The following is a 25,179-nucleotide window of genomic DNA, read 5'->3' on the forward strand; positions in this document are numbered from 1 at the left end:
CTAGTGAAGGAGAAGCAAAGTGGCAGAACGTCCGTATCCATCATTCCTCATCTACAAGGACGCCAAGGGTGAATACCGGTGGCATTATCAAGCGTCGAATACCAAGATAATTGCTGATAGCGGCGAGGGCTACGTGAAGAAAGCCGATTGTGAGCGGGGCATCGAACTTGTGAAGGGCTCCAGCAATAGTCCGGTTTGGGTAACGCAAGACGCAAAATAGACAGCCCCCCCCAACATTTGAATTGGGGAAATGCGCGCGTTAGGGGGCGGACGGTGTGCGAAATCCGGTTTCGTTGGGGATCGGAATGCCCCCCCAAGGGGCTAGTCGGCGGTAACGATGGACTCTGTGGCCTTAAGCCAAATTTGTGCCGTCTCAGAGCTCGGCAAAACGCGAACATCATACGGGATATTGGCGGCGTCAAATGCGGCTTTTAGGGCTGCCCCATCTGGGCTTTCCGGTATTCCCAGTAAGACCGCGCTGGTCCAGTTTGCCGGCTCGGTCGGCGTCGTATCTGTAAGAACCTTCCAACCGCTGTCCGAAAACACTGTCTCCAACTGGCCAGCAATCACGGGTTCCAGTCCACCAACCCTGGATTTCACTATCTCAATTTTGGACGGGATCTCACGCAAACTCGATTCAAGTGTGGTGACCTGCTGTTCAGAGAGCCTGTCTTCCACCTTCTTGAGCCGCTCTTCCATTTGCTTGGTGAGCGTTGTCAGTTCGCCGTCCTTGAGGCGCATCAGGCTTTCCAGGTTTGCCACTTCCTGACCGCGCCACGCATGCCCTCCTGCACCGCCCAATGCCAAACCCAGAAACAGAAGAACGAAGAATGCCAGGGGGGCGCCTTTCAAGGTTCCCCACTCTTTCTGAATGTGTTCGAGAATGCTGCCCATGGAGAATTCATAGCAGGCCTCTTTCCGAGTTTTCAAATTCCGAATTTTGCGGATGGACAATTTTTGCCATGGGGCCGGTACGCAAAAGGGCCTGCGAAAGACCTTTGAGTAGCCCCCCCGTGGGGCTTGCACTTGCAGGCCGGCTAGACCTTCCCCTATATTCTGCAGCCTCGTGCCCAAGCACGTGTTAAGGCCCTGGCGCTTCTCAGCGACGGGGCCGTTTTATTTGAGCGTGATGGGTCGGGTTGACCACTGATGCACCTGGTTGTGCACCTGTCACCCAAAATAGGCGTCACAATATTGCTACAGACAACACGGGAATCGTGTGCTCAATAGGAGGTCAGCTTTAACAAATGGACGCTGACACCAATGCGCATGACCCTGACTGTACTTGCCGAAATTGCCACTATTGTCGCCGTCGTAATCACTGTGGGACAGATGCTGGGCTGGTGGCAGGTACCGATCGGTTGACGCTGGTGCACAGCTACTGATTGGGTAATGGGCTGCCCAGCCCGGTCTTGTCAGCGCTGGTGAAAAAATGGATAGGTCTTGGATCAAATAGGACTAGGGTATCTCCTCCATTCCAAGGGGAGGAAACTCATGGCCGTCGAAGCTATCGCTGCACTTCAAATCTTCACATCGTTGTTTGACAACGCAAAAGGCCTAGTCGAGATCCGTGATGCTGCGACCCGTGACGGCGCCGTGCTCATGATCCAGAAGCAGGTGCTAGAGGCCCAGGCGGCTCAGTTGGCGCTCGTTAAGCGCGTAGGCGAACTTGAACAAGAGATTGTGGGCCTCAAAGATTGGGAAGCTGAGAAGCAGCGCTACGAGCTGAAGGCCATAGATCGGGGTGCGTTCGCTTACATGCCGAAGGCTGGAGTGGAAGACGAGGAGCCACCCCATTGGCTTTGTGCAAACTGTTTCAACAAACGTCAAAAGTCATTCCTCCAGTTCAAAGGCCAGGACAGAAGTGCGACTGGCGGCAGAGGCACCACGGCCACTTATGGTTGTGATGGGTGCCGGGCAACAGTGACTGTATATTACACTCGCAATCCGCTCACACCGTGGGCACATGACTCAGCAGAGCAAGCCTAGCCACAGAAGGGACACTGAAGCGCCGCATTTTACTTAATCACTCTTGTCCTGCAGGCACGTTCCCCAAGCTGTACGGCTGCAAGGCCTTGGCGCTGAACAGCTGCCGGGGCCTTCTTCATTACGCAGCCACCCACGCAAGCTTGTCGCCAGGCTCTGCATAGAACTCAACCCGCTCACCAGCAGGGACGAAGATGCGCTTGCTGTTCGCGGACGATGCGTCGGGTGTTGGGTCGGGCGAAACGAACGCATCAACAGAACTGCGAACTTGGAACATGGGGGCGCCTCGGGTGTCGTTACCTGACGGCGCAGCGTGCTCCGTGGTGCCGGCTTCCGTCATGGTCTGCGCCCACACGACCTTTCCAAGCAGGGATAGGCCGAGATGCCGATGGGAGGAGGAACTCGCGTATCCGCAAGTGATGTGAAGTCCAGAGAGTGCCATTTATTGCTTTCCAATGAGGCTTAAGTGCTGGTTTAGATGAGCCCGCGGACCTTCTGCTCGAGTTCGGCTTTCATTCGAACCCGACGTGCCGCGCCAGTCTGGCGGGCTTCCAATGAGCGCAACGCCACTGTGGTGTCGTCATAGGCGGGGAAGGCGGTCAATGTGATTTCAAAGAGCGCTATCTCTTCCAGGGTCCGCTCCGGCAGATCGTCGGTCTCGCGCCATGACTCGCTCAAGACCTGGAAGCCAAACGAACACCCTTTCACATCACGCCTGCCGACAGTGCCCAAGGCGGTTTGGCCGTCCGGGGTGGTCGGGTCCACGTCCAGCGTAAAGGCCAGCCCTTGCCGGTCCTCGCGTAGCGTTAGCGTGCCGCTGGACTTGCGGCCCAACACCCTCGCATGGTCATGGCCAATCAATGCCACGACGTCCCGGCTGCCTAGTGACCGTGAGAACGCGCCAGGAGCAATGCGCTCGACGAAAGCCCCCGCAATAATGGCCGGCGAGTTAAAGCGTGCTGCGTACCCCGACAGAATGGTGCCATTGGCCGTGGGGCTGTCCTGGCTTCTGGTTTCCATTCTAGCCGATGCCAAGTTTTTTCTCCGCGGCCCGGAGCCTGGCCTCACGATCCTGAAGGGTAACGGGCTTGCTACGCTTCGCTAGGCTCTTGGCGAATGTGACGGCGTCGAAATCAGGGATGTTGATGGCCCGGCCGTTGAGGGTAACCTTGCCACTCGGCGTGCCGCGGCGAGCGGTGGCGCGTTCGACTTTAGCCATTTGAGGCCTCCTCGATTTCCTTGTCTGTGACGAAGCCACTGGCGATGGCTTCCTGGATGAACCGATCCGCAGCTGTATCGCGGTCCCAAGGTTCGCCAAGAGCGCGGCGCAGGCTGGTGGGCTGTGCGAGGTGGCTGACCCAGCGCACGTCGCCGTCACTCAATTCGCCAGTGATGCGCAACATCTCACGGTGTGCAGCGAGTGCCGGCGCAAGGGCCAGGGCAGTACGTCGAATGGCTGCCTCGTAGCCCGGTCGAACGATCTCGCAAACCAGTCTGGACGCTTCCGTGTGGGCAGGCGATTGCTTGGCCTTCAGAATGGCAATGGCCGCGTCAACGTCGGCAAATTCGATGCGCAGCTTGTCCAGGTGTTCGGCAATGTCGGCAGCGCTTGGCTGCACCTCGAAAGATGGTGCATCGGCGCCCAGTACGTCGCCGAGAAGCGCCGCAGCTCGCTCCCCACGGCCGCGCGATGCATGGTCGATCATGCCCGCAGGGATGCGGCCACGCTGAACCTTGTGAATCTCGCGCTCGATTTCGGCGCGCCGTGCTTCAAGCTCGCGCAGCCGGTTGATGATGGCGCTGTATTCCGAGCTGGCCTCGGTGAGGGATGGGATCTGAAGAGGCTTGGATTTGGCCATGTGTGGCTCCTAAAGTAGGGCGTGGGCTACGCGGAAAAGAGCGCGGCCATGGATGGTGGTGGAGCGGCGAACAGCATCGCCCTGCCAATGATTGGGCAGAGCGGTCGACTTCACAAAAATCATGCTGTGTCCGTCAGCGGGATCGAAGATCCGAACCTCAGGCCAACTCGAGACGAGTTCGATCGTTAGGCGCCGGTTGGCGTTGCAGTCGGCGTCATCCGCGGTGAGTGACTTGAGGATATGCTCGAGATAGTGGCGAACCGTATAGCCAGACGGGCGAAGGTGTTCCGGCATCACTGCAGGGTCCACGCCGTGCAGCATCAACCCGCTGTAGGTGGTCACAGCGCCTGGTGCGTCCTTGACCGCGACATCGGCCGCCAGGGCCAGCACAAGGGAAGCCAGGTGCTCGACGCGAATAGCAGGATGGTCCCTTCCGTTCGACGCGGGCAATAGCCCTGCTTCGCGCAGGCGCCGGGCGCGCTGGGCGACGTAAGGTTCAGGCAGGTTTAGTTCCCGCGCCAAGAAGGCGACGGTTTGGGCGATGGTCGCCATGATATTCCTTTCGAGGATGGGTGGCGGAGCGCGGCGGGCTGCCCGCCGATGGCGCCGCGCTCGACGCCTACTCCCGCGCTACCAGCGGGAGGTTCGTGTTGTCGGTGCCGACCACATGTTGTGGTTCGAAAAAAAGGCCCCGCCGAAGCGGAGCCAGATGTCGTCCTTTGACATCATTTTCTTGACGGGTGCGCCAGGGGATGGAACGGCCCGTCAAAGGCGAAGCTATCAGCCTGCCTAAAATGCAAAGAGGGCCGCTGGTGAGCGACCCTCTCATCAATAGCCGCCGCAGCGGGAATGGGGTGCACCCGCCTAAGCGGCGACGCCCAGATAGTCGCTCATGGCCCGTTCTCGCTTCGCCCGGAACCGGAGAACGTTGCGGTCGGCCTGCTGTTCAAGCTCGCGCGCCTCCCGCCTGATGTCGACCCATTCCTCGGACAGGGCGCCGATAGCCTCAAACACCAAAGCCCTTCCTGCCGCGCTTGCCTGCTTGTCCTTAAAGCCGCGAACCTCACCGATTTCAGTGAAGGTAAGGCCGTCTAGGCAGGCGTCCTCGAACGCAGCCAGCAAAGGCCGGATGGCTGCCCGCAGGCGCGCCCAAGCACCGCGCATGTCAATTTGCGTGATCAGGGTGGTTTCGTTGAAGTGCGCGGTGGTCGCGATGTAGCGCTCCCCAGCCGTGCCTTCGCCCTTGTTCGTCGCCTTTGTCGAAATGCCTGGGGTGCGAGCGGTTTCGCGCACTTCGTGATAGTCTATTTCTGTCTTGGCTTCGGTCAGCTTGCCGCTGCGAACCTCGATGCGTAAATCATTCTCATTGTCCTCGGATGCCATCTCGACGTCTTTGCCCTGCAGCGGCGAGGCTGACATCACCGAATAGAGCCCGCGATAAATCTCGCAAATTTCGATATCGGTTTCCTTGCCGCTGCGGCGCAGGGCTTCGGCCAGCGGCCAGGACAAGGGGGCCTGGTTGTCATTGGCAGCGCGAGCTGGCTTCCATGGCTTGATGCCGGTTCTGGCCTTGCGGGGCGGACATATCGTAACAGCGTGCCCTACAGTCAGACGTTCAATCTCGAGCCGCATCGCAGCCTTGTCGGGTGGGATGGCGGTTGGCAGTTCGTCGGCGGTGAAATTCTCGTTCGCTGGCTTGCCGATAAAGACGGGCGACTCGATAGGCTTCTGAAGTTGGATCACAGTCATGCAGTAGTCCCCTGGTTGAAGTCGGTAGGCACGGCTCCGCCGCCGGCGCGAAAAGGCGTCGAGGGGCTTTCGGTGATGTTTATGGTTCGGCTCTTGGTGGCCTAGTCAAAGGGTCGCGCGATTCCTCGGATCCGCAAAGACTGGCGCTTTTCGAATATTGACGAGAATCGGATTTCTGACCTTGCGCACCAAGTGAATCGACCTAAGCGATAGGTCGTCATGCAGCTTTGACACGGCGCCAAGGGGCGTTCGCGTCTGGAACCCAGCGCGGCCCTTTGAGGTCAGGCAATGGCTCTGGCGTGGTCAGCAGCCAGTCGGGAAGCGGATCAACCTCGACGGTCGGCGCCGCGTCGGGCTCGCCATTGATCAACGCCAGCGCCTCGGCTTCCGTGTGATACTCGAAATCATCACCCATTCCGGTTGCCCAGAACAGGCAACCTACGAGGTCACTGGGCTGTTCGGGATGACCCATGAACCGCAGCGCGCGCCAGAACCCAGCGAACTCGCTATTGGGCGCTCCGTCGAGAACTTCAGTGGTGAGGTCGCCCAGCTCAAGATTGAGAAACACCGACTCCCAGTTCCCGCCATCAACGGGGCTGAACTCTAAAGACAGGTCGACCGACATACCGTCGTAAGTATCAACGCCGGCAGCTTCAATCTTGAACTTTCTCGGCAAGCTGCCCGGTGGCGAGGTCTTTGTTGGGCTTGTTGGCTTGTGCTCCTTGGCCTTGTACGCAGTCGGGGGCTCGCACTCATATTCCTCCCGTTCAATCCATTTCTTTAGACTGAAGCGAGGGGCGTCCGGCTTGTTCTGTTCTTCCCATGCCAGACGCCACGCCGTTGCCGCCTCAATCATCTGGATGACCCGTTCAGGGGTGGGGGCCAGCTTCTCAAATGAAGTACGCGCATCGGCCTTGCGCTGCCTATGGCCGTAAGCCTTCCACAGCTTCTCAAAATCTTGCGCCATCCGCGCGGCGGTGGCCTCCAGGCCAACCGCGAGCGGCGCCCAAGGCGTGGCGCAATCATCCAGTCCACCTGTCCCCGCGTCTGTACGCGGGGCAGGTAGTAGAGTCTTCGTCCCGGTAGAGTGGGACGCAAGAGCCGTTAGCGTCCCGGTAGAGTGGGACAGCTCTGTCCCGGTAGCGTGGGACGCTAGTTCTACCTCTGCAGTGTCCCGGTAGCGTGGGACGCTACGGGGAAACTCACCCCTTGATGCCAGCTCCAGTACATCCATGGTGGGAACATATCGGGAGGCACTGCGCCCCCTCCCGATGAAGGCTCGCATCAGCCAGCCATTGGCAATCAGCAAGGTGATGGCGCGCTGTATCGCTGACCGGGACGGGCATACGCCGGACGGCAGGCGCGACTGCATGGTGTTCGCTACATGCCGAACCGAAGCCATGGCATTGCCATGGTCCACCATGTACCACCCGACCAAGAACCGATATACGACCCGAGCTGTCTCGGTCAGTCGGCCATCGAAATCGACAAGTTGCGCCATGCGAAACTGCGCAACTGGCCCTGTCGCGTTGGTGATGCCGTGGTTCCAGTAACGCGTGGTGTCGGCTATTTTTTCAGACTGCGTCTGGCCCGCACCGCTCATGCCGCCACCTGCAGCGCCTCGATCGCCATTGCAGTGAGCTTCTCTGCGAGGTCGGGGGAAAACGACGCCGCCAGGTGCTTGCCGGCGTAGGGTGCCTGGACCCGATAGCGCCCGTCGCGCATCCGCAGCACGCGCAACTTGTAGACACGCACGTCAGGGGTCAGCTCGACGTCAATGAGGCCAATACAAGTGTGGCCGCTTCGGTCGCCTTCTGGCGCGATGGGGTGTGATTGAATAAGTCGCATCTTGTATCTCCGTTAGCGCCCGTCTGGGCGTGCAAAGTTGAGCGTCCGCGTAGGTGCGGGCGCTGGTGGTCGGTGTTGCGGTGTGGGTGGCTAGGCGTCGGGCGGAGAAGGGATGGTTTGCGCCTTGAGGGTGGCCCGGCGCCTATTGCTCAGCAGCTTCTGCTGCTCACGCAGCGCGTGCTGCGATCCGGGCGTCGATCCAGGCGTCGACCTCTGAGCGAACGAAGGCGATGCGGCGTTCACCCAGGCGGACCGGCGTTGGAAAATGTCCTTCGGCGGCCATCAGTGTAAGAAGTGGGCGCGACAACGAAGTGGCAAGTGCCGCCTCCTTGGGCGCCATTAGCCGCGGACCATTGTCGTTATCAGCCTTCATAATATTCCTCCTGTGATATGCCATAACGCATAATAGCGCGTTACACATTTATGTCAATAGCTGTATTGCGCGCATTTATTATTTGTGCGACTACCGGGCGTTGAACGAGCCAGGACCGCAGAATGGCAACCCAAAAAGAACTAGTCGCCTGCGTGGCGCGCCACATGGGCGTTAGTATCGATACGGTGACTGTCATTGATCGACACTTGGCCGAGGCCGGTTTGCGGACGAGGGCTCTGCGGGGCAGGGGCATGACCCCAATGACCTATAACGATGCAGCCAATCTGATCATTGCCACCGCATGGGATGCAAACCCAAAGGATGCGGTTGATTTGGTGCTGTCTTACGGTGATTTGACTGCGCGCAGAGTGAGGGAGGAGGGTGTAGACGCCGTGATGTTGGGCCAGACCTTCGGCAAAGCGCTGGCTGAAATGGTCGAAAGCGTTGCCGCACAGAGGGTGGATTTCAGCGCATCCGATCGGGATCCAAACCACAAAGCAACGACAGTGTATCTCTACGGACCGACGCCGCGAGCCGAGATACGACTACAGTTGGCCGATCGAGTGTTGACCTTTGAGTACGGACCAATGTTCGACGGCAGCCTTGGCGACCTTCGGCGCACCGTCCAGTTCACTCAAGTAACCCTGGGCTTTGTAGGTGAGGCAATCGCGGATGGCTTCTCTAGATAGGCAGCCCACTCGTTCATCAGCATGGCGCGTTTCGCCAGTGCATTTCCGCGCCTGTATGCGGCCTCTGCCTTGTCCTTGATAACGTGCGCGAGCGCATGCTCCATAACCTCGCGCGGATAGCCGGTCACATCGCCCGCCCAATCTCTAAAGCTCGAGCGGAGGCCGTGTAGCGTGGCTTTGGTGTCGCCGCCTCGGCGTAGCGCCTTCGTCATGGCAGTATCTGAAATGGGGCGCCCTGCCTTGTCGCCCTCAAAGATCAGATCAGATGTCGCAATCTGCTTTTGGGCGTCCAGAATTGCCATGGCGCGATCGGATAGGGGGACGTCATGGTCGCGACCCGCTTTCATGCGTTCGCCAGGAATGTTCCAGACGCGCAAGTCGAAGTCGATTTCCGCCCAGGTTGCATTCCGAACTTCACCGGAGCGAGCGGCAGTCAAAGCAGCAAATTCTACGGCGCGCGCGGCGACACCGGACGCGCCGCGCAAGTGGCCGACGATGGCCGGCATATCTTTATACGCAGCCGCGGCGTGGTGCCCTCTTGTGAGCTTCTTGCGCGCTGGCAGTAGCTCTTTCAGTCCGCCTCGCCAGTCCGCTGGGTTGTCGCCAACGAAAAGGCCGCGCGCCTTCGCATGATCCATCACCGCCGCGATCCGCATGCGTGTACGGTCTGCCGTTTCTGGAATGGTCGACCAAATCGGCTTCAAAGTTTCCACGACATCGTCGCGCGTAATTTGGCCAATTGGCGTCTTGTGCAGGGGCCTTGCGTACACGTCCAGTGTCATGCGCCATTGCGCCTTGTGCTTTTCGTTCTTGAAGCTCGCCATCTTGACTGCGATGACGTCCTCCATCACTTCAGCGAATGTCTTCTTGGAATGTATGTCCTCCCCAGATGCCAGCCGTTGCCGTATCGCTTCGGCCTTCTCACGGGCGAGCGCTAGCGATACTGGCGCGGTACCCTGGCCATAGCCTCCCAGCGCAAGCTCTGTGCGCTTGCCGGCTCTGCGGAAAATGAACAGCCATTGCTTCGAGCCACCCGTGCGAACTCGCAGATACAGTCCGTCCCCATCCGACGTTATACCGGGCGCCTTGAGAGCCCTGATCTTAGTTTCGGTGAGTTTGTTGCGCGCCATGTGGAATCCCGATGCCATAACTCAAGCATCGAAAATGGAGCAAATACGGAAAATAGCAAGGCGAGGCGTCAGCAATTTCAATACTTTACGGGAAACGGCGGGCATCCTCTCCGCCATTTTGCGCTGGCAACCAGTTGACGCCATCAATTTTCGAATCTGCGGCGCAAGGGCTTCCCACTCAAAGTCCAACTCATTTTCAGATTGAGCCATCGAAGACGCTACCACCGCCTCTGCATCCAATTGATGTAATTTGGTGTTGTGGAATGCCTAGACCTCACCAATTCTGCGTCCCAGAAGCGTTGGTGGGAGCTTGGTATTGCTCTGATCACCACTGCTATTGCACAAACTAATTAGCTTGAAGAGAGATAAGTCTCCAAACCGAGAAGTGGTGCTAGACAGCGTGGCGGACTACAAAGAGCTGTTGCGCCGGGCCATTTCCGCGCTGCCGCAGAATAATGGCGCCGCCCGCCGGGCGGTCTACGAGAAAGCACGTTCCGCGCTGGTTGGTCAGTTGCGTGCGATCACGCCCCCATTGTCCGCGCGCGACATTACCCAGCACAGGCTTCAGCTCGAGGATTGCATTCGCGAGGTTGAGCAGGAAGCCAGCGAGGCTGTTATTCGTCTTGCCCAGAATAAGCAAAGCCAGGATGGCGACGACCTGATTGCCACGCTGGCAGCGCTGATGGCGGAGGAAAACAAAAGAGCCCCCGCTGCTGACCTGCGTGAGGTGGATATCGACGCAGACACAGTGGGTGCTGATTTGGCAATCGAAAGAGCAATAGAGGCTCTTGATCAAGAAGCACGAAGTGCAGCGGCCATAGGTGACGCGAGCACCGGCTCTGTTGACCCGCCAGCATATGACGAAAGCAAAGCAAACATCGCAGCTGGTCCGGTTTCTGCCGTGAAGGTGGGGCGAGTCACTGTGGCGCCGCAGGCTGAACGACCTGTGGCGATCGTGCCGCCCCCCAACGCTGGTGTTCCAGCACAGAGCCGAGCGGTAACGGTCTTTCGGGTAACCACCAGCGGAATCGATGTTGGTGACCGAAAGATCTTTGAGACCCTGCTAGATACTCCGGAACAACGAGAGGCATATGAATCGCTTCGCGTGGAGGCTTTGACGCTTGTGGCGGCCAGCAAGAATATGCTGGGTGATGCTGAAAAGCCCCTTAGCTCGTTCGTTGCAGCGCTACCGACGGACATTGGCGACGCACGCGTGTTCGGCCTTTGGCGAGCAGGGAATAAGTTGCGACGGCTCTACAGGGCCCACTTGGCGGTAGTGAACCATCCGGACGGACATCCCGCCGTACTTGACGCGGCGGTCGCTGAAATGTTGGGCGCACTTTGTGACGAGTTCAATAACTTAGCGGCTACAGACCCAGGACTCCGTCAGCGGGATTTGTGGCGAGTACAGCCGGAAAGAGAATCTGCGGCAAACCAAGAGTTTCAGTCTACGAACAGAATCGTGGAGCAAGTCGTAGAAGCCAATATTGCTGCCCCGGAAGCCTTGGCCGAGATTGCTGCGGATGAGTTGCCTAGGGAAATACAACAGGCGCCAGATGTCGTGATCCCTGAAGTGGATCTGGTTAACCAAGTCCGAAGAAATTTCTTCGCTGCGCTAATTCAAGGGGCCTTTGACTATGCCAAGAGGGCAGCGCTGGCTGGAAAGAGCGAAGTTGCACATGCATCCCGTCAAATTGCAGACGGCTTTTACTCCAATGTCGGAACGGGCGCTGGCATAGTCATGATGGGTCTTGTAGTCGCGAACAACGTTGCTTTACGGTCTTACGCTGCAACTATTCTAAACTCCCCACAGGCGGTCGCTGCTATCGATTGGATTGTTAGGATATTTGGTGCGGCAACATGAGCTTTGAGCGGCCCTAGTGTCGGGCGGCAGCTAGAGTTGTCAGTGGTGCTATTGATTTAACTTGAAAGCCCTCCTCCCATCCTGCCCAACTCCAAGCCGCGCGTTCCTAGCACAATGATCCTCTCCACTAGGCCTTATGCTAATCAACCTCTCGCGCAGCGCGAGCGCTGTGGAATATGCGCCCAATCACCACGGTCTCGTCCATGACGCGATAGAAAATGATGTGTTTGCCGTGGGGGAAGTGGCGCGTCTGTCCCGCATAGACGCGCCCGATCTCTGGATGATCGGCAATCAATGCAAAGACGACGTCAAGTTCGCGCAGGTATTTTTCGGCCTGGCGGGTGCCGAAGCTGCGCACGGTATAGCGATAGATGTCTTTGAGATCGCTTTCGGCGCGCTGGGTGAGCCTATGACGCATGCCTGGAGGCGTCGCGGGTTTCGCGGATAATGTCGTCAATAGACTTTTCAGAGATCGGGCTATCAAACCCTTCTTCGATCGCCGCTAGGATCGCCTTGCGCTTGTCAGCCGGCGACAAGGCATCGAACGCTGCCCGCTGTTCCGGCGATGGCGCGGCCCACGGGTAGAAATCGATGCTGATGCTCTCAAGTGTATCCATCTCCTCAATCTAGCATTATGGTTGCTCGATTGCCAGAAATTCCGGCCACGAGGTAGGTCCCAACCAGCACAAGGCGCCGCCCAGCATCGATCCGCTTTGTTCTCCCCAAACACACCAATGGCGGCCACCAGGGCCGCCATGTGCATATGTCATCGCTCTGATCCGTCGCCGACCAGCCCTCAGCCGGTCACCACAACTGCCACGTTCCAGCCTTCGGGCAGCTTTTCGGGGCGGCTGATGACTAGGTCGTCGAGCACCAGGCCCGCAATGGCGAGGGCAAAGAGGCCCGGGATGCCGCCGGGATAGGGGGCCAGGCCCGCAACGCCGCGGCTGGCGCCGGTGACGATGACCGGGCGGGACTCAGCCATGGTGCGTCTCCGCCTCGTAGGCCTGCCACCCGTCTTCGATCGCCGGCAGGATGGCGACGAGTTCGAAAAAAGGCTGGGCGAACAGGGCGGTGTCGCGCAGGCGTTCGATGGTGTGGTTGAGCGCGCGGGGGGAGGGCACGCTGAGCATCCAGATATCGGAACACATGGCCGAAAAGGCTTCGCAGTCAAACTGGCGCAAGGTGACGTCGGGTTCGATCGGAGCCGCAGTGGCGCCGATGCTGCGCCGCTCGGCGTGCGGCAGGGCGAGCCAGGCGGGCAGGGCCCGCACGAGGATGAAGACGGTGAGGGCCTGGTTCTTGTCAGTCTGTGCCATGGATGGAGCCTTTCAGTGCTTGCTGTTGCGGCGACAACGCCTACAATCGAGCAATCACTCGGTTTTCCAACTCGCATAGGCGTGCCATGCCGCAAGAGGTCGCCAAGTCCCCGGCAGAACAGCGAAAAATCCCGCGACAGCAGCGCGCGCTGGCCACCTGTGCGGCCATTGTCGAGGCGGCGGCTCGCATTCTTGAGGCTGAGGGGGAGGCCGCGCTCAACACCAATCGCGTGGCCGAGGTTGCCGGCGTCAGCATCGGCACGCTCTACCAATATTATCCGGACAAGACGGCCATTCTCGTCGCCCTGGTCCGGCGCGAACGCGAAATGTTTCTGGGCCGGCTGCAGTCTATTCCGGCCGATGGAGTTGATGCGTTCGATGCCATGATTGCCGAGGCGATTAGCCACCAGTTTGCCCGCCCCAGGCTTGCGCTGGCCATTGAGCGGCTCGAGCCCATGCTGGCGCTCGACAGCGAGGCCGCCGAAATGGCGCAGCAGATTGCCGATTTGTCGGCGCAGCGCCTGGCCGCCCGGTTCGGTGGCCTGGCGCCAAGCGACCTGGTAACCGGCGTGATTATCGCGCGATCGCTGATCAACGCCGCCGCCGAAGGTGTCCTGCCGACCGACGCGCTTGCAGGGCGGGTCGCGCAGGCGGTCGCCGGCTATCTGGAGCGGGTTGGGCATCGATCTGACGCCGCAGGCCATTCAGCGCAGTCTGCACGTCAATCGTAACCCCAAACACACCAATGGCGGCCACCAGGGCCGCCATTTGCATATTCATCGCTCTGATCCTTCGCCAACCAGCCCTTAGCTAGTCACCGCCACGGCCACGTTCCAGCCTTCGGGCAGCTTCTCGGGGCGGCTGATGGCCACGTCGTCGAGCGCCAGGCCCGCGATGGCGGGGGCATAAAGGCCCGGCATGCCACCGGGGTAGGGGACCAGGCCCACAATGGCGCCGTCTTCGCCGCGCACCCAGGCATTGGCGCGGCCGGCCATATGGGCGGCAGGCGCGAGGTCGGCTGAAGTGGGGCGCATGTCATAAGTGCGGCCGGTGCCCAGCTTGCCGGGCTTCTGGATGAGGTGCACGCGCGCCATGCGCACGTCGCTGATGGCGGCCTTGCCGGTCGAGACCAGGTTGATCGCCCCTTCCATCGAGCCCGAAATATCCTCAAAGACAATGCCGCTGACGGCGCCGGCCGGGCGGCTGGCGCGGCGGTCATCCAGGGTAATGGTCAGCGCCTCGCCCGAGCCCCAGAAGCCATCGGCGGTCTCGTGGCAATCGAGCACGATGCGGGAGAAGCGTACATTGTGCACCTTGCCGCCATCGCGCGAGAAAATGCCCAGGCCCCGGTTGGAGCGGAGCACCTGGCAATCCTCGAAGACGATGTCCTCGAAATCGCCAAAGCTTTCGGTGCCCAGCTTGAGCGCACAGCTCTGGCTGGCCACTTCGCAGTGGCGCACGGTGACATTGCGGCAGACGCCGATGGTCTCGCCCTGCAATGAGGTTTTGAGGCACACCCCGTCATCGGCGGTGGCAATGCGCACATTCTCGATCAGCACATTGCTGCAGCTGTCGATCACGAGGCCATCGGTATTGGGCAGGCGCTCATTGTTGGTGACGCGCACATGGGTCACCGACACATTGGTGCAGGCCACCAGATGCAGCGTCCACATCGGGGAATCTTCGACCGCAATGCCGTCGAGCCGGACATCGGTGCAGTTCTCGAACACCAGCACGCGCGGGCGATATTGCGCCGGCGTATAGGTGCCCACGCTCTCGTCCTCGCCGATGATATAGGCCTGGCCCGGCGCCACGATGCGGCCCTTGCCGGTGATGGCGATCCTGCTGGCATCCTTGGCGCGGATGATGGCGCGGTTGGAGCTTTCGGCGATCACCGTCACCACATTGTCGGCATAGGCGTCATAGTCTGCCACCGGGCGAAGGATCGCGCCCTCGGCCAGATGCAGTTCCACGCCGCTGCGCAGCACGAGGCCGCCCGTGGCATGTTCGCCATCGCCCAGGACCACGCGGCCGCCACCGGCGGCTGCAGCCGTATCGATGGCGGCCTGGATTTCGGCCGTTTGCAGGGCCGAACTGCCAGCAACCAGGCTCATGCGCGTGCCGGCAGGGTCAGGCCGGTGTCGGCGCGGAACACATGCACCAGCGTGGGATCAACGGCGACGTTGATCACCTGGCCGGGCACGAATTTGCGGTGGTCGGGAATGTGCAGGATGATCTCGTCTGCGGTGCCGGCCATGTTGCCATAGACATAGGTCTCTGTGCCGATACTTTCGGCATAGGACACCGTGTACCGTGCGCCGGCACCCTCGGTGGGGCGCAGATGCTGCGGGCGAATGCCGATTTCGAGCGCGGTGCCGGCGGCCAGGCTCCCGGCATCGACGGGCAGGTCCAGCGTGCCGAAATCGAGGGCCTCGACCTGCGTGGTCTCGCCACCAGCCTTCAGCGTGGCCGGGAACACATTCATGCTCGGCGAGCCGATGAAGCGCGCGACAAACTTGTTGGCCGGGTGCATGAACAGCTCTTCGGGCGTGCCGAACTGCTCGAGCTTGCCGGCATTGAGCACGGCAATGCGGTCGGCCATGGTCATGGCCTCCACCTGGTCATGTGTCACATAGATCATGGTGGCCTTCAGGCGCTGGTGCAGCCGGGTGATTTCGGCGCGGGTCTGCACGCGCAGCGCGGCGTCCAGATTGCTCAGCGGCTCGTCGAACAGGAACACCTGCGGATCCCGCACAATGGCGCGGCCGATGGCCACGCGCTGGCGCTGCCCGCCCGAGAGGTCACGCGGACGGCGCTCCAGATAGGGTTCCATGGCCAGCATGCGGGCCGCTTCGAGCACCTTGGCCTCGATCACGTCCTTGGGCAGCTTGAAGTTCTGCAGGCCGAACGAGAGGTTTTCGCGCACCGTCATGTGCGGATAGAGCGCGTAGGACTGGAACACCATGGCGATGCCGCGCTCGCCGGGGGAGAGGGCTTCCACGTCATTGCCGCCGATGCGGATATGGCCGCCGCTGACCCTGTCCAGCCCCGCGATCAGGCGCAGCAGGGTGGATTTGCCACAGCCCGAGGGGCCGACGAAAACGACGAATTCGCCGTCTTTCACTTCAAGGTCGACGCCCTTGATGATCTCGGTCTCGCCAAATGACTTGTACACCGCATCGAGCTGCAAAGAGGCCATGATCTATCTTCCTGCAAACGTGGCGGGACCCAAAATCCCGTCCTTTGGCGGCGAAATCTGCCCGACCGCACTTCATTCGTCAATATGACGAACGAATGACTTTGCTGCAAGACCTAGCGCCGCAGGGTCGGCAGACCCAGCCGGCCAGGCACTTCCAATGTGGAAAACAGCGAGTTGTGCATCTGCCCCAGCGACATGGCGGCGGCGCCCAGTACCGTGGCGCGCGGCCCCAGCCGGCTGGCCTCGACGCGAATGGGGCGCTTCTGCACGCGGGGCATCCAGTCGGCGATGCGCCGGACCAGTTCCGGACGACCGCCGATATTGCCGCCGAACACCACGCGGTCAGGATCGATCACCGAGGTGACCGTCAGCACCAGCAGCGCGGCGATGCGCGCCGTTTCGGTGATGGTCTCGTCGGCGATGCGGTCGCCGGCCTCGAGGGCGTCAAAGATTTCGCGCACGCTCTGCGCCGTGCCGCCCAATCGCTGGTGGCGCTGCAGGATGCCGTTGGCGCCGATGCTGGTTTCCAGCGCGCCCTGTTCCAGGCTTTCGGGTGCAAAGGGATCGCCCCCCAGCGGCAGATAGCCGATTTCGCCGGCTGCCAGCGCGCTGCCGCGCAGCAATTGCCCGTCCACCAGAATGCCCAGGCCCACGCCGGTGCCGATCGAGACAAAGGCGAAGTGGTTGTCGGCATTCTCGCCGGCTTCCCAATATTCGCCCAGCGCCGCCGCATTGACGTCGTTCTCGAACATCACCTGGCATTCGAGCGCGCTGCGCAATTGTCCGGCCAGGTCCAGCTCGCCGATTCCCGGCAGGTTGGGCGCCAGGTCCAGCCGGCCCTGCGGGCTCATCACGCCCGGGGTGGCCACCGTCGCCACCTGCAGCCGGTCGGCCGGGGCCTTGGCGGCATCGAGCAGCATCTGCTTGAGTCGCTTGGCCTGCGCCGGCAACTGCCCGCCCTGGCCATCGGCGGCCAGTTCGTGCTGGGCCACAACGGTGCCCGAAATATCGGCGAGCACGCCGCGCAGCGTGCTGGCGCCCAGATCCAGCCCCAGGGCAAAGCCGGCGGTGGCGTCGATCTCGTAGCGCACCGCAGTGCGGCCCACGCCGCCCGAGATCATGCCGCTTTCCTTGACCCAGCCGCGCTCGGTCAACACCAGCATCACTTCGGAAATGGTCTGCTTGGACAGGCCCGTGGCCCGCGACAGGCTGGCGCGCGAGGTGGCGCCGTCCAGCAAGAGGCGCTCCATCACGGATCGAACCGAAAGCTGGCGCAGGACCGGCGAGGCGACGAGACGTTGATTCACTTCAGCCACGTGCAATTGTTCTGGACCCTGCCTAACTCGACGCCTTTGCACAGCCTGTCAAGCACACCTATCAAAGCGCCAAACGCCGCCCGATGGGAAGCCGCTTGACAAGCCTGTCACAATTTCATTTCATTCGTCATGCTTACGAACAAATAGGTCCGATCTTGTCCGCTGCCAGCCTGCTCACTGCCATCGACGCTGTGCTTGCCGATCCTGCGGCGGCGCGCCATGGCCTTGCCGAGGCGGCGGCCGAGCGCCTGAACCAGGCCGGCTGGCTTGCCCCGACCAATAGGGCAGGGCTGGTTATCGGCCTCGATCTGGGCGGCACCAAGCTCAACGGCGCCATTGGCGATGCCCAGGGCGCGGTGATCGCCGAGGGCACCGGGGCCACGGAATCGGCCAATGTCGACAGCGTGCTCGGCCAGCTGGTCGAGATGGTCAATGATCTCATGGCCCGCGCCGGCGCCACCAGCGACCAGGTTGCCCAGATCGTGGTGGGTGTGCCCGGCGTGGTCGCGGCAGACGGCTCGGTGAGCCTGTCGCCGCATGTGCCCTTTCCAGCCGGCGTGTCTCTGGCCAAGGCGCTCAGCGACGCGACCGGCCTGCCGGTCTTTGTGGAAAACGACGTCAATATAGCCGCCGTCGGCGAATATTCGGCGCGCCAGATGCAGTCCGGCATGCTGGCCTTTGTTGCCCTGGGTACCGGCATCGGCATGGGCCTGATCGTGGATTCGGCCATTCTGCGCGGCGCCAGCGGCGCTGCCGGCGAAATCAGCATTCTGCCCTTTGGCGCCGATCCCCTGGCGGCCATCGCGGCCAATCCGGGCGGCGCCTTTGAGGCCGTCGTGTCCACCGGTGGCATTCTTGAGCGCGCCCGCCGTGCTGGCAGCAGCGCCACCACCGTGCGTGGCCTGTTCGACAGCGCTGAAGGCGGCGACGATCTGGCCAAATCCATCATTGACGCCAGCCTGCGCGATCTGGCCACCGGTCTGGGGGCCGTCGTGGCCCTGCTCGATCCCGGCGTTATTGTGCTGGGTGGCGGCATCGGCGCGCGGCCGGGCGTCTCCGAGCAGGTTGCCCATTGGCTGGCACGCCTGGTTCCCACACCCTGCGCCGTCGAGCGCAGCCGCCTGGGGGATCGCGCCGGCCTGCTGGGCGCACTGGCCCAGGCCCGACGCCTTGCCCGCGCCGCGCTCGTCGCCGATAGCTTTTCCGCCGACAAGGGAGCCGCCGCATGAGCCGGTCCATGACCTACACTGAGCATGGCAATGTCATGTGGCCCCTCGCCAGCGGGCTGGCCGGCACCGATACGCCGGTTCTGCTGCCCATCATGGCACCCCGGCTGCAGGCCGATTGCGAGCCCGATGGCCGCATCACCGTTTCGGTCTGGGGCGTTGGCGCCATTGCCACGCTCTCGTTTACCCCGCTCAGCGCGCCCTATGCCTATGGGCCGAACCTGATCGAGGCCGCCCAAGGCGGTGGCGTCTATGTCGCGCAGTCGGCGCCGGTCATGGTCATTCGCGGCACGCAGCTGCAGCGCCTCGCAGCCAAGACCAAGGCGGCCTGGTGGCACACGCCCGACGCCAATACCCCCAAGCCAAAATCCAGCCGTCGCGGCATTCGCCGCACTCTGGTGCTGGAATGGGGTGCTGTCGCCATTGAGCAGCGCGGCGACGATCTGGTGATTGCCGGCGGCACCGATCTCGACGAAGCCGTCGCGGCCCTGTCGCTGTCGGTCGAGGCCATCGTTGCCGAGGCCAAGGCCTATCTCGCCAAATGCGATCGTCTGCCCGAGGCCGACCCGCTGATGCGCTCCATGGTCATCCAGGGCACCCATGCGGCGCTCTCCAGCATGCGCCAGGCGCGCGATGGCAGCTTTGCCGGTCTTGCGGCAGGGCAGGGCTATAGCTCGCCGGCGCGCACCTATTACCGCGATGGCTATTGGACGCTGCAGCCGCTGCTGACCTTGGCGCCGCAAGCCGTGCGCGACCAGATCCGCCTGCTCGCCAAGGGCATCCAGCCCGATGGCGAGGCGCCGAGCGCCATCATCCTCTCCGGTCCCGCGCAGTCGGCGGCCTGGGACATCTTCCGCCGCACCACTCATCCTTATGTGCTCGAACACGCCCGGCCGCAGGACTGGTGGAGCGACCATTTCGACAGCCCGCTGTTCTTCATCCTCACGCTGGGCGACTATGTGCGCACCACCGGCGACAGCGAAGAGGCCCGCCTGCACTGGACCCATGTCCAGGCCATCGTAAAGCGCTATGTCGCCGCCTCCGGCCCCGACGGCCTGCCGCGCAAGCCCGATCACGATCGCGACTGGGCCGACAATGTCTTCCGCGAGGGCCTAGTCTCCTACAATCTCGGCCTCTGGGTCGGCGCGCTGGACGCCATTGTGGCCATGGGCGCGACCATCGATCCCGACCTGGCCAAGCAGGCGGGTGACCTGGCCAGGACAGCCCGCAGCGCCATCGATGCCGCCCTCTGGCAGCCCGAACTCGGTCACGTCGCCGAATACCGCAATACCGATGGCTTTGTGGAAGACCATTTCGCCCTCGATAGCCTGACCCTGCTGCGCTACGACGCCATCAGCAAGGATCATGCGCTGACCACGCTGGAAACCGCGACCACCAAGCTCGAGAGCCGCAACAACACCATCCAGCCCTATGGCGACTGGGGCGTGCTCTGCGCCTTCCCGCCCTACAAGAAGCCGGCGCATACCCGCGCCAAATCGGCCTTTGCCTTCCGCTACCACAACGGATCGGACTGGCCCTATTGGGATGGCGTCTATGCCGAAGAGCGCCTGCGCCGCGGCCTGCCGGGCGCGCGCTACGCGCTCACCCGCTGGTGGCAGGCGTGCCTGAGCAGCGGCTGGGCCGGCGCCATCGAATACTATTCACCGCCCTTTGGGCGTGGATCGCTGCTCCAGGGATGGAGCGGTCTGCCTGCCGATGTCGCGGTGCGATACCGCGATGCCGTCGGCCTGGCAGACGAGGGATAACGTAACGTCCGCGTGCGGACACTAGGAGGAACTGCGCATGAAACTGATGAAGCTGGGCACCATTGCCCTGGCGCTGAGCACGGCGATGCTGTCGCCCGTCTTTGCGTCCGAACTCAAGCTGATGTGGTATGTCGACGGCGACGAGCAGGAAGCCAAGCTGCGCGGCATGCTCGACCAGTACACCGCTGCCAACCCCGACACCACGTTTGACCTGCAGATCGTGCCCTACGAGACCACGGGCACCAAGTTCCAGCAGTTCGCAGCATCCGGCAGCTTCCCCGACGTCTCGCTGAGCTCGTCCATGCCGCCCATCATTCGTCCGTTCCTGGTCGACTGGGCCGAGGTCAACGGTCCGGAATGGATCGACCAGTTCGTCGCCGGCTGGGCCGATGGCGCCAAGCTCGATGAAAAGGTCATCGCTGCTCCGCTCGACGTGACTGCCGTGGGCATCTATTACAACGCCGACGCCTTCGCCAAGGCCGGCGTCGAGATCCCGGCTGACGGCTGGACCTGGGACGAAGCCCTGCCCAAGTTCAAGGAAGTCGCCGAAAAGGCCGGCGTCCGCTTCCCGCTCGTGTGGGACGTCTCGGCACACCGCTTCCTGACCTATGAGTTCCAGTACGGCAACCACGTCTTCTCCGAAGACGAGCCGCTGACCGTGGCCATGGACGATGCGTCCTGGGAAAAGACCATGGACCAGTTCATTGCCATGGCCAATGAGTACATGCCCCCCGGCCTGTGGTCGGGTGCAAGCTCGGACAGCCCGGTCGACATGTTCGTCAACCAGCAGGCCGTCGCCTATATGTCGGGCAGCTGGCAGATCGGCAACTTCGGCGATAACGCCAAGTTCAAGTGGGTTGCCGGCCCGACCCCCAAGGGCACTGTTGCTTCGTCCAACGTGGGCGGCAACTACCTGCTGGCTTTCAACACCAGCCCGCGCCTCGAAGAAGCCACCGCTTTCGTGAACTGGATGACCTCGCCGGAAATCCAGGCCGAATACGCCAAGACCTTCGGCCTGCTGCCCGCCAACAAGAACGCCCCCGCTGTCGACTATGCCAGCGCCGACGCTCAGGCGGCCGTGGTGGCCTTCCAGAAGGAACTCGAAACCAGCCCGCGCTATGCTGCCACCGACCAGGCCTGGCCGGAAATGCAGGCGACCTGGGATTCGATCAAGGCTGGCATCACCCAGGCTTACGTTGGTCAGATCACGACCAAGGAAGCCGTTGCCGGTATCCGTGCCGCTGCTGAAGCCGCTATCGCGGCTGGCCGCTAAGTGAACGAGGGCGACCTGATGGCAAATCCCGTGCAAACGCAGCCAGCGCCCCGGCGCTGGTCCCTGGGGCGACTGGGCCGTGTGGCCTGGCCATACCTGCTGCTGCTCCCGACGGTCGCCCTTCTGTTCATCTTCACCATCTATCCCCTGCTGCAGGGGATCGTGATGAGCTTCTTCACCCGTGGCATCGTCGTGGTGCCGCAGGTGGAGAGCACCCACCCCGTCTTCGTCGGGCTGGACAACTACACCCATCTCCTGGGTGACAAGAATTTCCAGGTCGCGCTGCTCAAGACCATCGGCTTTGTGGTCGTCGCCGTGCCGCTGCAATTGGCGGTGTCGCTGGCGCTGGCCGTGCTGCTGGCGCCGCAGTCGCGCGTCAACGCCTTCGTGCGCACCATCGTCTTTTTCCCCTCCATGATCTCCATGCTGATCGTGGGCGTCATCTGGGCCTGGCTGTTCGGGCGCAACAGCGGCCTGATCAACTATGTGCTGAGCCTGTTCGGCATCGGCGCCGTGCCGTGGCTGGAAGATGAACTGCTGGCGCAGATCGCCGTGGTCATCGTCTGGGTCTGGGGCGGCGCTGGCTTCAACATGATGGTGCTCATTGCCGGTCTGACCGCCATCCCGAGCGACCTCTACGAGGCCGCCGCCATCGACAACACCTCGCGCTGGCGCCAGTTCACCCGCATCACCGTGCCGCTGCTGCAGCCCTCGATCGTTGTGGTGGTGGTGCTGGGCATCATCGAGGCCTTCAAGGTCTATGAGCTCGTCGTCTCGCTGACCACGGGCGGTCCCGGCCGCGCCACCGTCTATCTCATCCAGAACATCTACGAGACCGCCTTCCGTACGGTGAACCAGGCCGGCGCCGCCGCCGCCCAGTCGGTTGTTCTGTTCATCATCCTGATGGTTCTCACCATTCTGCAGCTGCGTTTCGCAAGGAAGCGGTCATGACCCAAACCCAGTCCCCCTGGCGCTATGTCGGCATTGCCATCGTCCTGCTGCTGTTCGCGCTGCCGCCGATCTGGCTGTTCCTGTCCTCGCTCAAATCGCAGTCCGAGATCTTCCAGTGGCCGCCCTCGCTGTGGCCGCAGGCGCCGACGCTGCAGAGCTATTACGACACCTTCAGCCGCGCCAACTTCCTGCTCTACTTCCAGAACTCGGCAGTCGTGGCCGTGCTCTCGGCTGTCCTTGCCGTCACCATCAGCGTGATGGCCGGCTATGCCCTGGCCAAGTTCCGCTTCAAGGGCGACACGGTCTTCTTCCTGCTCATCATGTCCGCACTGATGGTGCCGCTGCAGATCGTGCTGATCCCGGTGTTCCTGGTGCTGCGCGACCTGGGCCTGCTCAACACGCTGGCCGGCCTCATCATCGCCCCGGCTGCCACGCCGAGCGGCGTGTTCCTGATGCGCCAGTATATCCTGACCATTCCGGACAGCCTGCTGGAGGCCGCCCGTATCGACAAGACGCCCGAGTGGCGCATCCTGCTGCGCATCATCGTTCCGCTGGCCCTGCCGGCCATCGGCACGCTGCTGGCGTTCAACCTGGTCTATCGCTGGAATGACTATCTCTGGCCCTTCCTGATCATCACCGAGCAGGAAAAGTGGACTGTCCAGCTCGCCCTGGCCAATAGCGTGGGCCGCTTCGGCATCGATTGGCCGCGCCTGCTGTCGATCTCGGTCATGTCCGTTCTGCCCATGCTGGTGATGTTCATCGCCCTGCAGAAAACGCTGATGAACGGCCTGATGGCCGGCGCAGCCAAGGAGTGACCGGCCGGGCGGCGGAAAGCGGTTTCTCCCCTGCTTTTCCGCCGCCCGTCACATGCCTGTAACGGGCGCCGTGATGTAAGCTGGGCCAACACGACGACTCGCCAAATTCGGCGAGTCCACGCCGCCGGAGCCAGCATGAACTACCAAGCCGTTCTCGAAGACATGATTGCCGTTGCCCGCCAGGCTGGCGCGCTCACCCAGGGCTATTTCGCCCGCTTCCGCGATCTCGAGATCGGCATCAAGGGCCCGGCCGATTTCGTCTCCGAGGCGGACAAGGAGAGCGAGCTGCTCATCCGCCGCTACCTCTTCGAGCGCTATCCCGATTTCAGCTTCACCGGCGAGGAATTCGCCCCGGTCGACAACGACAACGAACACCGCTGGCTGGTCGATCCCATCGACGGCACGACCAATTTCATCAATGGCATGCACTACACCATTTCCCTGGCCCTGCGCCGCGGCAATGAGACGGTCTGCGGTGTGCTCTACAATCCGCCAGCCGATGAGATGTTCATTGCCGTCGCCGGGCACGGCGCCTTCCTCAATGGCGAACGGCTCAAGGTCAGCGAACAGGTTGATCCGGGCATGTTCAACATCGGCACCGGCATGGCCACGCCCGGCATGCACACCTATCCCGGCTTCTACCAGCGCCTCGACGCCATTCGCGCGCCGATCAGCTCGGTGCGCGTGGTCGGCAGCGCCGCCAATAGCTGCGCCTATGTCGCCATGGGCCGGCTCACCGGCTATTTCGAGGAAACCGGCTTTGTCGATACGGCAGCGGGCATCCTCTTCGTGCAGGAAGCCGGTGGCGTGGTGACCGATTGGTGGGGGCGCGGCCCCGATGTCTATGAGCGCACGGGCACGCTGATCGTGGCCAACAAGGCCACGCACGCCTATCTGCTCGACAAGCTCAAGGATGTGCCGAAGAAGGATCCGGAAGCCGGCAGGCACTGAGGCCCGCCACCGCGCCTCACCCCATGAGGGCCAGCAGGCCCTCGGGGTCGTCGGTGGTGATCTGATCGACCTTGAGGGCCAGCAGCTTCTCGACTGCTGGCCTGGTGGCGGCGCTAGCCTCGCGGATGGTCCAGGCGTCGATGCGCTTGCCATGGGCATGGAAGGCCCCGACCATGTCAAAGCCCGCATCGGCGGCCAGCGTCACGATCTCCCAATAGAGATAGATCATGTCCGTGCCGGGCAGGGCGGCGACGGCATCGTCGACAAAGCCCTGCAGCGTACCATTGGCCATGGCGGCCTTGAACCTGGCCTCGTCGCTGGCATCATAGCCACTGCGCATGCCTGGAACGGCCTCGGTCAGCAGGCGCACGGCCTCGGCCGACCCGGACGAGGCAATCATTGTTTTGGCGACCGGCGCCGTCGCCCGCGCGAATTTGTCCAGCACGGCCGGCGTCAGCACGGTTTCGTCTTCCTTGTAGTCGAGCTGCAGCAGCGCATCGGGATGCACGCTCCCCTCGGCCATCAAGGCGCACAAATCTTCGAGCAGCATCACCCGGTCGGCGATCGGCGCGCCATCATTGTCCCGCAGGTGCAGCGCGCGGATGGCGGCGTCGCTCGCCTTGGCGACGGGACCGGTGCCGGTCGTCTCGCGGTCCAGGGTCTTGTCATGCAATACGGCCAGGCCACCATCGGCCGTCAGCACCAGATCGACCTCGACGCTGGCGCCAAGCCGCATGGCTTCGAGGATGCGCGCACCGGTGAACACCGGGTCGGACGCCTTGCGCCGCCCGCGATGCCATTTGAGCCAGCTGCGGTGGCCGTCGCGGGCGATGAAAAGCGGGTCGGTCATGGCGGATCAGTCCAC

Annotated in this window: 30 protein-coding genes; 11 read left to right on the plus strand and 19 right to left on the minus strand. The window is 62.2% G+C overall.

The window, feature by feature from the left end:
- Positions 1-19 precede the first annotated feature (19 nt).
- Complete coding sequence (locus tag K1177_RS03840) at positions 20-220, plus strand: YegP family protein (RefSeq protein ID WP_224702000.1); 201 nt, start codon at positions 20-22, stop codon at positions 218-220.
- Between the two features lie 101 nt (positions 221-321).
- Here the strand turns inward: K1177_RS03840 and K1177_RS03845 are convergent, their stop codons facing one another.
- Positions 322-894, minus strand: coding sequence for a hypothetical protein (locus K1177_RS03845; RefSeq protein ID WP_224702001.1), 573 nt, complete (start codon positions 892-894; stop codon positions 322-324).
- A gap of 600 nt (positions 895-1,494) precedes the next feature.
- Here K1177_RS03845 and K1177_RS03850 point away from each other — a divergent pair.
- The gene (locus K1177_RS03850) at positions 1,495-1,989 is read left to right on the plus strand and encodes a hypothetical protein (RefSeq protein ID WP_224702002.1); all 495 of its coding nucleotides are present in this window, start codon (positions 1,495-1,497) and stop codon (positions 1,987-1,989) included.
- 471 nt (positions 1,990-2,460) lie between these two features.
- Here the strand turns inward: K1177_RS03850 and K1177_RS03855 are convergent, their stop codons facing one another.
- The 8 genes from K1177_RS03855 to K1177_RS03890 all read right to left on the minus strand — a co-directional run bounded on the left by K1177_RS03855 (position 2,461) and on the right by K1177_RS03890 (position 7,815).
- A complete protein-coding gene (locus K1177_RS03855; RefSeq protein ID WP_224702003.1) occupies positions 2,461-3,006 on the minus strand; it encodes an HK97 family phage prohead protease in 546 nt (181 codons plus the stop codon).
- Position 3,007: 1 nt separating this feature from the next.
- A complete protein-coding gene (locus tag K1177_RS03860; protein WP_224702004.1) occupies positions 3,008-3,205 on the minus strand; it encodes a hypothetical protein in 198 nt (65 codons plus the stop codon).
- Positions 3,198-3,845, minus strand: a complete 648-nt coding sequence (locus K1177_RS03865; RefSeq protein ID WP_224702005.1) for a hypothetical protein — start codon at positions 3,843-3,845, stop codon at positions 3,198-3,200. Before K1177_RS03865 ends, K1177_RS03860 begins: the two co-directional genes overlap by 8 nt.
- A gap of 9 nt (positions 3,846-3,854) precedes the next feature.
- Positions 3,855-4,397, minus strand: coding sequence for a hypothetical protein (locus K1177_RS03870; protein ID WP_224702006.1), 543 nt, complete (start codon positions 4,395-4,397; stop codon positions 3,855-3,857).
- A 312-nt stretch (positions 4,398-4,709) separates the two neighbouring features.
- Entirely contained in the window at positions 4,710-5,594 is an 885-nt protein-coding gene (locus tag K1177_RS03875) for a hypothetical protein (protein WP_224702007.1), read from the minus strand.
- A 217-nt stretch (positions 5,595-5,811) separates the two neighbouring features.
- Positions 5,812-6,561 carry a hypothetical protein gene (locus K1177_RS03880; protein ID WP_224702008.1) on the minus strand — a complete coding sequence of 250 codons (750 nt, stop codon included), beginning with the start codon at positions 6,559-6,561 and terminating at the stop codon, positions 5,812-5,814.
- Positions 6,562-7,193: 632 nt separating this feature from the next.
- Positions 7,194-7,442: a hypothetical protein gene (locus tag K1177_RS03885; protein ID WP_224702009.1), complete on the minus strand. Its 249-nt coding sequence runs from the start codon at positions 7,440-7,442 to the stop codon at positions 7,194-7,196.
- 166 nt (positions 7,443-7,608) lie between these two features.
- A complete protein-coding gene (locus K1177_RS03890) occupies positions 7,609-7,815 on the minus strand; it encodes a helix-turn-helix transcriptional regulator (RefSeq protein WP_224702010.1) in 207 nt (68 codons plus the stop codon).
- A gap of 260 nt (positions 7,816-8,075) precedes the next feature.
- Between K1177_RS03890 and K1177_RS03895 the strand changes: the two genes are divergently transcribed.
- Complete coding sequence (locus K1177_RS03895) at positions 8,076-8,504, plus strand: hypothetical protein (protein ID WP_224702011.1); 429 nt, start codon at positions 8,076-8,078, stop codon at positions 8,502-8,504.
- On the opposite strand, the gene K1177_RS03900 is transcribed toward K1177_RS03895, so the two are convergent.
- Both K1177_RS03900 and K1177_RS03905 read right to left on the minus strand, forming a co-directional pair.
- The gene (locus tag K1177_RS03900) at positions 8,450-9,634 is read right to left on the minus strand and encodes a tyrosine-type recombinase/integrase (RefSeq protein WP_224702012.1); all 1,185 of its coding nucleotides are present in this window, start codon (positions 9,632-9,634) and stop codon (positions 8,450-8,452) included. The genes K1177_RS03895 and K1177_RS03900 overlap by 55 nt on opposite strands.
- 21 nt (positions 9,635-9,655) lie before the next feature.
- The gene (locus tag K1177_RS03905) at positions 9,656-9,844 is read right to left on the minus strand and encodes a hypothetical protein (protein ID WP_224702013.1); all 189 of its coding nucleotides are present in this window, start codon (positions 9,842-9,844) and stop codon (positions 9,656-9,658) included.
- Between the two features lie 145 nt (positions 9,845-9,989).
- Between K1177_RS03905 and K1177_RS03910 the strand changes: the two genes are divergently transcribed.
- The gene (locus K1177_RS03910) at positions 9,990-11,498 is read left to right on the plus strand and encodes a hypothetical protein (protein WP_224702014.1); all 1,509 of its coding nucleotides are present in this window, start codon (positions 9,990-9,992) and stop codon (positions 11,496-11,498) included.
- A gap of 139 nt (positions 11,499-11,637) precedes the next feature.
- On the opposite strand, the gene K1177_RS03915 is transcribed toward K1177_RS03910, so the two are convergent.
- From K1177_RS03915 to K1177_RS03930, 4 genes are all read right to left on the minus strand, one after another.
- Positions 11,638-11,916, minus strand: coding sequence for a type II toxin-antitoxin system RelE/ParE family toxin (locus K1177_RS03915; RefSeq protein ID WP_224702015.1), 279 nt, complete (start codon positions 11,914-11,916; stop codon positions 11,638-11,640).
- The gene (locus K1177_RS03920) at positions 11,906-12,115 is read right to left on the minus strand and encodes a hypothetical protein (protein ID WP_224702016.1); all 210 of its coding nucleotides are present in this window, start codon (positions 12,113-12,115) and stop codon (positions 11,906-11,908) included. Before K1177_RS03920 ends, K1177_RS03915 begins: the two co-directional genes overlap by 11 nt.
- A 179-nt stretch (positions 12,116-12,294) precedes the next feature.
- On the minus strand, positions 12,295-12,483 hold the full coding sequence (locus K1177_RS03925) for a hypothetical protein (protein WP_224702017.1): 189 nt from the start codon (positions 12,481-12,483) through the stop codon (positions 12,295-12,297).
- Entirely contained in the window at positions 12,476-12,817 is a 342-nt protein-coding gene (locus K1177_RS03930) for a darcynin family protein (protein ID WP_224702018.1), read from the minus strand. The genes K1177_RS03925 and K1177_RS03930 overlap by 8 nt, the downstream gene beginning before the upstream one ends.
- Positions 12,818-12,903: 86 nt before the next feature.
- On the opposite strand from K1177_RS03930, the gene K1177_RS03935 reads away from it, so the two are divergent.
- Complete coding sequence (locus K1177_RS03935; protein ID WP_224702019.1) at positions 12,904-13,548, plus strand: TetR/AcrR family transcriptional regulator; 645 nt, start codon at positions 12,904-12,906, stop codon at positions 13,546-13,548.
- 75 nt (positions 13,549-13,623) lie between these two features.
- On the opposite strand, the gene pglB is transcribed toward K1177_RS03935, so the two are convergent.
- The 3 genes from pglB to K1177_RS03950 all read right to left on the minus strand — a co-directional run bounded on the left by pglB (position 13,624) and on the right by K1177_RS03950 (position 17,323).
- Complete coding sequence (gene pglB / locus K1177_RS03940) at positions 13,624-14,931, minus strand: polygalacturonase PglB (protein ID WP_224702020.1); 1,308 nt, start codon at positions 14,929-14,931, stop codon at positions 13,624-13,626.
- Positions 14,928-16,016: an ABC transporter ATP-binding protein gene (locus K1177_RS03945; protein ID WP_224702021.1), complete on the minus strand. Its 1,089-nt coding sequence runs from the start codon at positions 16,014-16,016 to the stop codon at positions 14,928-14,930. The genes pglB and K1177_RS03945 overlap by 4 nt, the downstream gene beginning before the upstream one ends.
- A 113-nt stretch (positions 16,017-16,129) precedes the next feature.
- Positions 16,130-17,323 (minus strand): ROK family protein, encoded by a 1,194-nt coding sequence (locus K1177_RS03950; RefSeq protein ID WP_224702022.1) that lies wholly within the window; start codon positions 17,321-17,323, stop codon positions 16,130-16,132.
- A gap of 164 nt (positions 17,324-17,487) precedes the next feature.
- On the opposite strand from K1177_RS03950, the gene K1177_RS03955 reads away from it, so the two are divergent.
- The 6 genes from K1177_RS03955 to K1177_RS03980 all read left to right on the plus strand — a co-directional run bounded on the left by K1177_RS03955 (position 17,488) and on the right by K1177_RS03980 (position 24,314).
- On the plus strand, positions 17,488-18,561 hold the full coding sequence (locus K1177_RS03955; protein ID WP_224702023.1) for an ROK family protein: 1,074 nt from the start codon (positions 17,488-17,490) through the stop codon (positions 18,559-18,561).
- A gap of 8 nt (positions 18,562-18,569) precedes the next feature.
- Positions 18,570-20,324, plus strand: coding sequence for a glycogen debranching protein (locus K1177_RS03960; RefSeq protein ID WP_396119387.1), 1,755 nt, complete (start codon positions 18,570-18,572; stop codon positions 20,322-20,324).
- Positions 20,325-20,361: 37 nt separating this feature from the next.
- Positions 20,362-21,597 (plus strand): ABC transporter substrate-binding protein, encoded by a 1,236-nt coding sequence (locus K1177_RS03965; protein ID WP_224702024.1) that lies wholly within the window; start codon positions 20,362-20,364, stop codon positions 21,595-21,597.
- A gap of 18 nt (positions 21,598-21,615) precedes the next feature.
- A complete protein-coding gene (locus K1177_RS03970) occupies positions 21,616-22,548 on the plus strand; it encodes a carbohydrate ABC transporter permease (protein WP_224702025.1) in 933 nt (310 codons plus the stop codon).
- Positions 22,545-23,363 carry a carbohydrate ABC transporter permease gene (locus tag K1177_RS03975; RefSeq protein WP_224702026.1) on the plus strand — a complete coding sequence of 273 codons (819 nt, stop codon included), beginning with the start codon at positions 22,545-22,547 and terminating at the stop codon, positions 23,361-23,363. Before K1177_RS03970 ends, K1177_RS03975 begins: the two co-directional genes overlap by 4 nt.
- Before the next feature lie 135 nt (positions 23,364-23,498).
- Positions 23,499-24,314, plus strand: coding sequence for an inositol monophosphatase family protein (locus K1177_RS03980; protein WP_224702027.1), 816 nt, complete (start codon positions 23,499-23,501; stop codon positions 24,312-24,314).
- Between the two features lie 16 nt (positions 24,315-24,330).
- Here K1177_RS03980 and K1177_RS03985 read toward each other — a convergent pair whose 3' ends face one another.
- Complete coding sequence (locus K1177_RS03985) at positions 24,331-25,164, minus strand: glycerophosphodiester phosphodiesterase (protein WP_224702028.1); 834 nt, start codon at positions 25,162-25,164, stop codon at positions 24,331-24,333.
- Between the last annotated feature and the right edge of the window lie 15 nt (positions 25,165-25,179).

The sequence above is a fragment of the Devosia aquimaris genome, from assembly GCF_020169335.1.
Classification (GTDB): Bacteria; Pseudomonadota; Alphaproteobacteria; order Rhizobiales; family Devosiaceae; genus Devosia; species Devosia aquimaris.